12 protein-coding genes and 1 other annotated feature are annotated in these 10,825 nt (G+C 58.2%); of the genes, 10 read left to right on the top strand and 2 right to left on the bottom strand.

All coding sequences use genetic code 11. The annotated features are described in order from the left end of the window. A partial coding sequence (locus SK62_RS15870; RefSeq protein WP_048249917.1) for an IS481 family transposase occupies positions 1–603 on the top strand: 603 nt, incomplete at its 5' end. Positions 604–610: 7 nt separating this feature from the next. On the opposite strand, the gene rsmS is transcribed toward SK62_RS15870, so the two are convergent. Beyond that, a complete protein-coding gene (gene rsmS / locus SK62_RS15865) occupies positions 611–814 on the bottom strand; it encodes a pleiotropic regulatory protein RsmS (protein WP_047718970.1) in 204 nt (67 codons plus the stop codon). Between the two features lie 12 nt (positions 815–826). Then, positions 827–1,354: a primosomal replication protein N'' gene (gene priC / locus SK62_RS15860; protein ID WP_017383213.1), complete on the bottom strand. Its 528-nt coding sequence runs from the start codon at positions 1,352–1,354 to the stop codon at positions 827–829. 50 nt (positions 1,355–1,404) lie between these two features. Between priC and SK62_RS15855 the strand changes: the two genes are divergently transcribed. From SK62_RS15855 to SK62_RS15815, 9 genes are all read left to right on the top strand, one after another. Then, positions 1,405–1,782 (top strand): DUF454 family protein, encoded by a 378-nt coding sequence (locus tag SK62_RS15855; protein ID WP_015571246.1) that lies wholly within the window; start codon positions 1,405–1,407, stop codon positions 1,780–1,782. A gap of 151 nt (positions 1,783–1,933) precedes the next feature. After that, positions 1,934–2,485 (top strand): adenine phosphoribosyltransferase, encoded by a 552-nt coding sequence (apt, locus tag SK62_RS15850; RefSeq protein ID WP_000127359.1) that lies wholly within the window; start codon positions 1,934–1,936, stop codon positions 2,483–2,485. An 88-nt stretch (positions 2,486–2,573) separates the two neighbouring features. Further along, positions 2,574–4,502 carry a DNA polymerase III subunit gamma/tau gene (gene dnaX, locus SK62_RS15845; RefSeq protein ID WP_017383214.1) on the top strand — a complete coding sequence of 643 codons (1,929 nt, stop codon included), beginning with the start codon at positions 2,574–2,576 and terminating at the stop codon, positions 4,500–4,502. Beyond that, positions 3,832–3,896, top strand: a sequence feature (DnaX frameshifting element). (Overlaps the previous gene by 65 nt.) A gap of 53 nt (positions 4,503–4,555) precedes the next feature. Then, positions 4,556–4,888: a YbaB/EbfC family nucleoid-associated protein gene (locus SK62_RS15840; RefSeq protein ID WP_003858972.1), complete on the top strand. Its 333-nt coding sequence runs from the start codon at positions 4,556–4,558 to the stop codon at positions 4,886–4,888. Continuing rightward, the gene (gene recR / locus SK62_RS15835) at positions 4,888–5,493 is read left to right on the top strand and encodes a recombination mediator RecR (protein WP_006809843.1); all 606 of its coding nucleotides are present in this window, start codon (positions 4,888–4,890) and stop codon (positions 5,491–5,493) included. Before SK62_RS15840 ends, recR begins: the two co-directional genes overlap by 1 nt. 110 nt (positions 5,494–5,603) lie before the next feature. After that, positions 5,604–7,478 (top strand): molecular chaperone HtpG, encoded by a 1,875-nt coding sequence (htpG, locus tag SK62_RS15830; RefSeq protein ID WP_032670453.1) that lies wholly within the window; start codon positions 5,604–5,606, stop codon positions 7,476–7,478. 218 nt (positions 7,479–7,696) lie between these two features. Continuing rightward, complete coding sequence (gene adk / locus SK62_RS15825) at positions 7,697–8,341, top strand: adenylate kinase (protein WP_006809841.1); 645 nt, start codon at positions 7,697–7,699, stop codon at positions 8,339–8,341. A 124-nt stretch (positions 8,342–8,465) separates the two neighbouring features. After that, on the top strand, positions 8,466–9,428 hold the full coding sequence (gene hemH / locus SK62_RS15820; protein WP_047718967.1) for a ferrochelatase: 963 nt from the start codon (positions 8,466–8,468) through the stop codon (positions 9,426–9,428). Positions 9,429–9,490: 62 nt separating this feature from the next. Next, complete coding sequence (locus SK62_RS15815; protein ID WP_017383217.1) at positions 9,491–10,795, top strand: inosine/guanosine kinase; 1,305 nt, start codon at positions 9,491–9,493, stop codon at positions 10,793–10,795. Positions 10,796–10,825: the final 30 nt, after the last annotated feature.

The raw sequence follows: 10,825 nt of genomic DNA, 5'->3' as shown, positions 1-10,825 counted from the left end.
GAGACCGTGCAGCAGCAACTGGTCAGCGTGTTTGAGCGTTACGGCCTGCCGGACCGGATGACGATGGACAACGGCTCGCCGTGGGGTGACACCACCGGCACCTGGACGGCGCTGGAGCTGTGGCTGATGCGCCACGGTATCCGGGTGGGCCATTCCCGGCCTTACCATCCGCAGACGCAGGGCAAGCTGGAGCGTTTTCACCGCAGCCTGAAGGCGGAAGTGCTACAGGAGAGATGGTTCGCGGACAGCGGTGAGTTGCAGCGCGCTTTCGACCACTGGCGGACGGTGTACAACCTTGAACGGCCACATGAAGCGCTGGACATGGCAGTACCGGCCTCGAGATACCAGCCGTCTGCGCGGCAGTACCGCGCCGGCACACCCCCACCGGAGTACGATGAAGGCGTGGTGGTCAGGAAGGTGGATATCAGCGGGAAGCTGAGCATACAGGGTATCAGTCTGAACGCAGGGAAGGCCTTCAGGGGAGAGCGTGTGGGGCTGAGGGAGACACAGGAGGACGGCTGCTATGAAGTATGGTGGTACAGCACGAAAGTGGGGATGATCGACCTGAAGAAAAAGTCGATCATCATGGGTAAAGGATGTTAAAAAGTGTTCACCATGTCCCCGAACACCTGTCTACCATGTCCCCGGACTGTACAGGGGAGAGGGTAGGGTGAGGGGGAAGTTTCCCCTCAAAATCTCGTCGCACAATCTCCAGCGCTTTCAGCACCGTCTCCGCCGGGATCTCGTGATTCTCCAGCAGCATAATTAAATCGACGGCCAGCTTGACCTCGTCGGGGGCATTTTCCAGTGACATCAGTGGCTCCTGTTAACGGGTCAGGCGTTCGATGACGCGTTCAATCTCATCCAGCGCCTGACGGCAGCGGACGATGCGGCCTTCCAGCGCGCTGATTTCACGCATTAATAACTGCTGCTCTTCCAGCGTTTCGCTGGTGTTCAGGCGGGCTTCGCGCTCGCGCTTCATCTCAAACAGACGGCGCTCAAACTCCTGGTTCTCCAGCCGCTTGCGCTGCCATTTTCCGAGTCCCGGCGAGGCGCTGTCCCACGCCCGTAACGGCCAGGCGGCGATTTCCCGGTGCAGGGCGGTGATCTGCTCGGTAAGATGCTCCGCAAGCCACGCGACCTGTTCCTGCTGTTCACTCTCAACCGCGTGACGAAGCTCGTCGAGATTGGTCTGCGCTTCAGCAAGATAATCCTCAATGACGGTGCTGCGGGTGCGGAAGAGCTGTCGGTCAAAGCGCGGTTTCAGCGTGGCGTGGCCCATCAACGGCGTGGCCTGCGCCCGCAGCGCGATCAGCTGATTTTGCAGCCTCTCAAGAAGCAGTGCTGTTTTCAAGGCGCTCTCCAGTGGTAAAGTAGCCGTTCAGTTTGATAACGATTCGCATTATGCAGCGTACTATTTTAATCATCATTGGCTGGCTCGCGGTAGTGCTGGGCACGCTGGGTGTGGTTTTACCCTTGCTGCCGACCACCCCGTTTATCCTGTTGGCCGCCTGGTGCTTCGCCCGCTCGTCGCCGCGTTTTCACCACTGGCTTCTGTACCGCTCGTGGTTTGGCGGCTACCTGCGGCACTGGCAAAAACACCGGGCCATGCCGCCCGGGGCTAAGCCGCGCGCCATTGCCTTCATCCTGATCACCTTCGCCGTCTCGTTATGGCTGGTGAAAATGATGTGGGTGCGCATTCTGCTGCTGGCGATCCTGGTTTGCCTGCTGATCTTTATGTGGCGGATCCCCGTGGTTGATGAAAAGCAACAAAAGCACTGAAGCCTCATCATGGCGGTTGCAATTATGGCGCACAGCCAGTAAATTCGACCGTTTTCGAGCACAGGTGCGCCTGGTCAAAGGTTAAACAACTGTTACTTTGACCGACTCGTCGCGCGCCGTGAGTAACACTGTTTCATTTAGGCACAAACCGATGACCGCAACTGCACAGCAGCTTGAATATCTGAAAAATAGCATCAAAAGTATCCAGGACTATCCAAAACCTGGCATTCTTTTCCGCGATGTCACCAGCTTGCTGGAAGACCCGAAAGCGTACGCCCTCAGCATTGAACTGCTGGTTGAGCGTTATAAAAACGCCGGGATCACCAAAGTAGTAGGTACTGAAGCCCGTGGCTTCCTGTTTGGCGCACCGGTTGCGCTGGCGATGGGCGTGGGTTTTGTGCCGGTGCGTAAGCCGCGCAAACTGCCGCGTGAAACCATTGCTGAGAGCTATGAGCTGGAATACGGCACCGATCAGCTGGAAATTCACGTTGATGCCATCAAGCCAGGCGACAAAGTGCTGGTGGTGGACGATCTGCTGGCAACCGGCGGCACCATCGAAGCGACCGTGAAGCTGATCCGTCGTCTGGGCGGGGAAGTGACCGACGCGGCATTCATCATCAACCTGTTCGATCTCGGCGGAGAGCAGCGCCTGGAAAAACAGGGTATTACCAGCTACAGCCTGGTGCCATTCCCGGGACATTAATCCCGTATCTCACAACCTCGCTCAATGGGTGAGGTTGTGATAGCATTCCCCTCCATTAATTCACCTTCCAGCGTTGCAGAGCCTGCCCATGAGTTATCAGGTGTTAGCCCGTAAATGGCGACCACAAACCTTTGCTGACGTTGTCGGTCAGGAACATGTGCTGACGGCCCTGGCGAACGGCTTGTCGCTAGGTCGCATCCATCACGCCTATCTTTTTTCCGGCACCCGCGGCGTCGGTAAAACCTCTATTGCCCGTCTGCTGGCAAAAGGTCTGAACTGCGAAACCGGGATCACCGCCACCCCGTGCGGCGTGTGCGACAACTGTCGTGAGATCGAGCAGGGGCGTTTTGTCGATCTGATTGAGATCGACGCCGCCTCGCGCACCAAAGTGGAAGACACCCGCGATCTGCTCGACAACGTGCAGTACGCCCCGGCGCGCGGCCGCTTCAAGGTCTATCTGATCGATGAAGTGCACATGCTGTCGCGCCACAGCTTCAACGCCCTGCTGAAAACGCTGGAAGAGCCGCCTGCGCATGTCAAATTCCTGCTGGCGACCACCGATCCGCAAAAGCTGCCGGTCACGATCCTCTCGCGCTGCCTGCAATTCCATCTGAAGGCGCTCGACGTTGAGCAGATCCGCGCTCAGCTTGAGCATATCCTCGATGAAGAGAACATTGTCCACGAGCCGCGTGCGCTGCAACTGCTGGCCCGTGCCGCGGACGGCAGCCTGCGCGATGCGTTGAGCCTGACCGATCAGGCGATTGCCAGCGGTGACGGTAAACTCTCCACCGACGCGGTCAGTACTATGCTCGGCACGCTGGATGACGATCAGGCGCTGTCGCTTATTGAAGCGATGATTGCCGCCAACGGTGAGCGGGTAATGACCCTCGTCAACGACGCCGCTGCCCGTGGCATTGAGTGGGAAGCGCTGCTGGTCGAGATGCTCAGCCTGCTGCACCGCGTGGCGATGCTGCAACTGTCTCCGTCGGCCATTGGCGCGGACATGGCGACCATTGAACAGCGGATGCGTGAACTTGCGCGCACCGTGCCGCCGGCTGACGTTCAGCTTTATTATCAGACGCTGCTGATTGGCCGCAAAGAGCTGCCGTTTGCACCGGATCGCCGGATGGGCGTTGAAATGACGCTGCTGCGCGCGCTGGCCTTCCATCCGCGCAAGCCATTGCCGGAGCCGGAAACGCCCCGGCAGTCCTTTGCGCCGGTTGCGCCGACCGCGGTAATGTCACCGCAGCAGGTGCCACCGCAACCGGCATCGCCGCCGCCGCAAAACGTGCCGCTGTCGGATGCCACCAGTTCGGTGCTTGCCGCACGAAGCCAGTTGCAACGTGCGCAGGGAGCAACCAAACCAAAAAAGAGTGAACCGGCAGCGCCTGCAAGAGCGCGGCCGGTGAACAACGCCGCGCTTGAACGACTGGCCTCGGTAACGGAGCGCGTGCAGTCGCGTCCGGCACCGTCCGCGCTCGAGCAAAAAGCCCCGGCGAAAGAAGAGGCATACCGCTGGAAGGCGACCACCGTTGTTGAAACGGTCAAGGAAGTGGTCGCCACGCCAAAAGCGCTGAAAAAGGCGCTGGAGCATGAAAAAACGCCGGAGCTATCCGCGAAGCTCGCGGAAGAGTCCATCGAGCGCGACGCCTGGGCCGCCGAGGTCAGCAAACTGCAACTGCCGAAGCTGGTGGAGCAGGTCGCGCTGAACGCCTGGAAAGAGCAGGACGGTAATCAGGTGCGTCTGCACCTGCGCCCTGGCCAGCGGCACCTCAACTCCCCTGGCGCGCAAAAGGCGCTGGCCGAGGCGCTTACCGCATTACAGGGTGTACCGGTTGAATTGACTATCATTGAAGATGATAATCCGGCGGTGAAAACGCCGCTCGAGTGGCGTCAGGCCATTTATGAAGAGAAGCTCGCGCAGGCGCGCGAGGCGATAATTGCGGATAACAACATCCAGACCCTGCGCCGGTTCTTCGACGCCGATCTGGATGAAGAGAGTATTCGCCCCATTTGATCGTGAGTCTGACTTACGGTTGTAATCCTTAACGTGAAAGAAGAGAGAAGCCTATGTTTGGTGGAAAAGGCGGTCTGGGTGGCCTGATGAAGCAGGCTCAGCAGATGCAGGAAAAAATGCAGAAGATGCAGGAAGAGATCGCTCAGCTGGAAGTCACGGGTGAATCCGGTGCCGGTCTGGTCAAGGTGACCATCAACGGTGCGCATAACTGCCGTCGCGTTGAAATCGACCCGAGCCTGCTCGAAGACGACAAAGAGATGCTGGAAGATCTGGTTGCAGCCGCGTTTAACGATGCCGCTCGCCGTATCGACGAAACCCAGAAAGAGAAAATGGCCTCTGTTTCCAGCGGTATGCAACTGCCGCCGGGCTTTAAGATGCCATTCTGATGCAAACCAGTCCGCTGCTCACGCAGTTAATGGAAGCACTGCGCTGCCTGCCGGGCGTTGGCCCGAAGTCGGCGCAGCGTATGGCGTTTACGCTATTGCAGCGCGACCGCAGCGGCGGGATGCGCCTGGCGCAGGCTCTGACCCGCGCCATGTCAGAAATTGGCCACTGTGCGGATTGCCGGACCTTTACCGAGCAGGACGTATGTAACATCTGCACGAACCCGCGTCGTCAGGAAAACGGTCAGATTTGCGTGGTGGAGAGTCCGGCGGACATCTACGCCATCGAACAAACCGGGCAGTTTTCCGGCCGCTATTTCGTGCTGATGGGGCATCTCTCCCCGCTGGATGGCATCGGCCCGGACGATATCGGTCTCGATCGCCTGGAGCAGCGCCTGGAGTCGGAAACCATCAAAGAGGTGATCCTCGCCACCAACCCGACGGTGGAAGGGGAGGCAACCGCCAACTACATCGCCGAGCTGTGCGCGCAGTACGGCGTTGACGCCAGCCGCATCGCCCACGGCGTGCCGGTCGGCGGTGAGCTGGAGATGGTCGACGGCACCACGCTGTCACACTCGCTGGCCGGACGTCACAAGATTATTTTCTGACCAAACGGAGGCTGCGCGCGCGGCCTCCGCTTGAAAATTCCTCCCCTTATCCCCATCTCTCACTCAACGTTTTACAACCCCATTAAATGGCATTGTTGAGGTCGACTTAGATGAAAGGACAAGAAACCCGTGGTTTCCAGTCAGAAGTAAAACAGCTTCTGCACCTGATGATCCATTCCCTGTATTCCAATAAAGAAATCTTCCTGCGTGAGCTGATTTCCAACGCCTCTGATGCGGCGGACAAGCTGCGCTTCCGCGCGCTGTCTAACCCGGATCTGTATGAAGGCGACGGCGAGCTGCGCGTGCGCGTCTCGTTTAATAAAGAGAACCGCACCCTGACCATCGCCGATAACGGCATCGGGATGAACCGCGACGAGGTGATTGACCACCTCGGAACCATCGCCAAATCCGGCACCAAAGCGTTCCTTGAGTCCATGGGCTCTGACCAGGCGAAAGACAGCCAGCTGATCGGTCAGTTCGGCGTAGGCTTCTACTCGGCGTTCATCGTGGCGGACAAAGTCACCGTGCGCACCCGCGCCGCGGGCGACAGCGCCGAGAACGGCGTGCTGTGGGAGTCTAAAGGTGAAGGCGAGTACACCGTTGATGACATCACCAAAGCGGATCGCGGCACCGAAATCACCCTGCACCTGCGTGAAGGCGAAGACGATTTCCTGAACGACTGGCGCGTACGCTCCATCATCAGCAAATATTCCGACCATATCGCGCTGCCGGTAGAGATTGAAAAACAGGAAGAGAAAGACGGCGAAACCGTGGTTTCTTGGGAGAAAATCAACAAGGCGCAGGCGCTGTGGACGCGTAATAAAGCTGAAATTAAAGACGACGAGTACAACGAGTTTTACAAGCACATCGCCCACGACTTCACCGATCCGCTGACCTGGAGCCACAACCGTGTGGAAGGGAAACAGGAGTACACCAGCCTGCTGTACATTCCGGCGCAGGCGCCGTGGGACATGTGGAACCGCGATCACAAGCACGGCCTGAAGCTGTACGTGCAGCGCGTCTTCATCATGGACGACGCCGAGCAGTTCATGCCGAACTACCTGCGCTTTGTGCGTGGCCTGATAGACTCCAACGATCTGCCGCTGAACGTCTCCCGTGAAATTCTTCAGGACAGCACCGTCACCCGTAACCTGCGCAACGCCCTGACCAAACGTGCGTTGCAGATGCTGGAAAAACTGGCGAAGGACGATGCGGAAAAATACCAGACCTTCTGGAAACAGTTTGGCCTGGTGCTGAAAGAAGGTCCGGCGGAAGATACTGCGAACGTGGAAGCTATCGCTAAACTGCTGCGCTTCGCCTCTACGCACAACGACTCCTCCGCCCAGACCGTGTCGCTGGAAGAGTACGTCTCCCGCATGAAAGAAGGGCAGGAGAAGATCTACTACATCACCGCCGACAGCTATGCGGCAGCGAAGAGCAGCCCGCATCTGGAACTGCTGCGTAAGAAAGGCATCGAAGTGCTGCTGCTGTCTGACCGCATCGACGAGTGGATGATGAACTACCTGACCGAGTTCGACGGTAAATCCTTCCAGTCCGTTGCCAAAGCCGACGAGTCTATCGATAAGCTGGCGGATGAAGTGGACGACAGCGCGAAAGAAGCCGAGAAGGCGCTGGAGCCGTTCGTTGAGCGCGTTAAAACGCTGCTGGGCGACCGCGTGAAAGAGGTGCGCTTCACGCACCGTCTGACCGATACGCCAGCCATTGTCACCACCGATGCGGACGAAATGAGCACCCAGATGGCGAAACTGTTCGCTGCGGCGGGCCAGGCCGTGCCGGATGTGAAATATATCTTTGAGCTTAATCCGGATCACCCGCTGGTGAAACGCGCGGCGGATACCCAGGACGACGCCCGCTTTGCGGAGTGGGTTGAACTGCTGCTGGATCAGTCCCTGCTGGCCGAGCGCGGTACGCTGGAAGATCCTAACCTGTTCATTAAACGTGTGAATGCGCTGCTGCTGGCGTAATCTTCCCTCACCCCGGCCCTCTCCCACAGGGAGAGGGTGAAAGAGTTCCCTCTCCCTGTGGGAGAGGGTTAGGGTGAGGGCACCAGACCGCACGAAGCCAAATTATCTCCCCCCGTTAACCGTTTCAGCCCTCCCGCCTTCCTTGAGCCATACCCGTTCTGGTGGTATTGTTTAGCGCTTTTTGAAAAATTGAATCGACTTTTGAGGGGATTTTCGCAATGCGTATTATTCTGCTTGGCGCTCCGGGCGCGGGTAAAGGAACTCAGGCTCAGTTCATCATGGAGAAATACGGTATTCCGCAAATCTCCACCGGTGACATGCTGCGCGCCGCTGTTAAATCTGGCTCCGAGCTGGGTAAACAAGCGAAAGACATCATGGACGCAGGCAAACTGGTGACCGACGAACTGGTTATCGCGCTGGTTAAAGAGCGCATTGCTCAGGAAGACTGCCGTAACGGTTTCCTGCTGGACGGCTTCCCGCGCACCATTCCTCAGGCTGACGCCATGAAAGAAGCGGGCATCAACGTGGATTACGTGCTGGAGTTCGACGTACCGGACGAGCTGATCGTTGACCGTATCGTTGGTCGTCGCGTGCACGCTGCCTCTGGCCGCGTTTACCACATCAAATTCAATCCACCTAAGGTTGAAGGCAAAGACGACGTGACCGGCGAAGAGCTGACCACCCGTAAAGACGATCAGGAAGAAACCGTGCGTAAACGCCTGGTGGAATACCATCAGATGACCGCACCGCTGATCGGCTACTACACCAAAGAAGCGCAGGCGGGTAACACCAAATACGCGAAAGTGGACGGCACAAAAGCCGTGGCTGACGTACGTGCAGAGCTGGAAAAAATCCTCGGCTAAGCACACCGCTCTCACCCGGAGCCCCGGGTGAGAAAAATTCTCATCTTACCTATTACAGCAATGGGTTTCGTTTAAACGCATTTCCGCTACAATTGACAGCCTATCAAATGGTTAAGAGGCGTGAATGAGTCAGGCGAAAACCGGCATCCTGCTTGCCAATCTGGGCACCCCAGAAGCACCTACTCCAGCGGCGGTCAAACGCTACCTGCGACAATTTTTAAGCGACACGCGCGTCGTGGATACCCCAAGACTGCTGTGGTGGCCACTGCTGCGTGGCGTCATTCTGCCGATTCGTTCCCCGCGTGTGGCAAAGCTCTATCAGTCCGTGTGGATGGAAGAGGGCTCGCCGCTGATGGTATACAGCCGTCGTCAGGAGAAGGCGCTGGCCGCCCGCCTGCCGGACATGCCCGTTGCGCTCGGCATGAGCTACGGTAAGCCGTCCCTGGAAAGCGCCGTCGACTCTCTGCTGGCGCAGGGCGTTGAACACATTGTGGTGCTGGCCCTTTATCCGCAGTATTCGTGCTCCACGGTGGCTGCCGTCTGGGACGAACTGGCGCGCATTTTGGCGACCCGCCGCCGTGTACCGGGTATCACCTTTATCCGCGACTACGCCGATAACGAGCTGTACATTCAGGCGCTTGCCAGCAGCGCGCGCGCGTCGTTTGAAAAACACGGCGAGCCGGATCTGCTGCTGCTCTCCTATCACGGTATTCCGCAGCGTTTCGCGAACGAAGGGGATGATTACCCCCAGCGTTGCCGCGATACCACCCGCGAGCTGGTCTCCGCCCTCGGCCTGCCGCCTGAGAAGGTGATGATGACCTTCCAGTCGCGCTTCGGCCGTGAACCGTGGCTCACCCCGTATACTGATGAAACGCTTAAAATGCTGGGCGAGAAGGGCGTGAAGCACATTCAGGTGATGTCGCCGGGCTTCTCGGCGGACTGTCTGGAAACGCTGGAAGAGATTGCTGTCCAGAACAAAGAGTTCTTTATGGAGGCGGGCGGAACGAAATACGAATACATTCCTGCGCTTAACGACTCCCCTGAACACATCGACATGATGGTCTCACTGGTCACCACCCGCCGCTGATCGCGTTACGGGCCGGGTTTGTGCTACCATTCCCGGCCCGTATTCTTTGCACAGTTCAGACCATGAAATTTCCCGGTAAACGTAAGTCCAAACACTATTTCCCCGTCGATGCCCGCGATCCGCTGTTACAGCAAATTCAGCAGGAAAGCGAAACCAGCGCTGCCTGGGTGGTCGGTATCGATCAGACGCTGGTGGACATTGAAGCCAAAGTGGATGATGCGTTTGTCGCACGTTACGGTCTGAGCGCCGGGCACTCGCTGGTGATTGAGGATGACGTTGCTGAAGCGCTGTATCAGGAGCTGGTGCGCGAAAATCTTATCACCCACCAGTTTGCCGGCGGCACCATCGGCAACACCATGCACAACTACTCCGTCCTGGCAGACGACCGCTCGGTGCTGCTTGGCGTGATGTGCAGCAATATCGAAATCGGTGGCTACGCCTACCGCTACCTGTGCAATACCTCCAGCCGCACCGATCTGAACTATTTACAGGGCGTTGACGGGCCGATTGGCCGCTGCTTTACGCTGATAAGCGATTCCGGCGAGCGTACCTTTGCCATCAGCCCCGGCCATATGAACAAGCTGCGCGCTGAAAGTATCCCGGAAGCGGTGATCGCGGGCGCGTCTGCGCTGGTATTGACCTCCTATCTGGTGCGCTGCAAGCCGGGCGAACCAATGCCGGACGCAACTATGAAGGCAATTGAGTACGCGAAGAAATACAACGTGCCTGTGGTTCTGACGCTGGGCACCAAATTCGTCATTGCCGACAACCCGGAGTGGTGGCAGGCCTTCCTGAAAGAACACGTCTCGATTCTGGCGATGAATGAAGAAGAAGCCGAAGCGCTGACCGGCGAAAGCGATCCGCTGCTGGCGTCTGATAAGGCGCTGGACTGGGTGGATCTGGTGCTCTGCACCGCCGGGCCGGTCGGGCTGTACATGGCGGGCTTTACGGAAGAAGAGAGCAAGCGGAAAACCCAGCACCCGCTGCTGCCGGGCGCAATCGCCGAATTTAACCAGTACGAGTTCAGCCGCGCCATGCGTCATAAAGACTGCATCAACCCGCTGCGTATCTTCTCCCACATCGCACCGTATATGGGTGGCCCCGAGAAGATCATGAACACCAACGGCGCGGGCGACGGCGCGCTGGCCGCGCTGCTGCACGACATCACCGCCAACGCCTACCACAAAACCAATGTGCCGAATTCCAGCAAACATACCTTCAACTGGCTGACCTACTCCTCGCTGGCGCAGGTGTGCAAGTACGCGAACCGCGTGAGTTATCAGGTGCTGAACCAGCATTCACCGCGCTTAACGCGGGGGCTGCCGGAACGGGAAGACAGCCTCGAAGAGGCGTATTGGGACAGGTAAAAGCAAAACGGCAACCCGTGGTTGCCGTTT

Origin of the sequence: Enterobacter sp. BIDMC109, from assembly GCF_001037885.1 — a bacterium.
GTDB lineage: Bacteria > Pseudomonadota > Gammaproteobacteria > Enterobacterales > Enterobacteriaceae > Enterobacter > Enterobacter hormaechei_C.
This window is presented reverse-complemented; position numbering and strand designations above follow the sequence as displayed.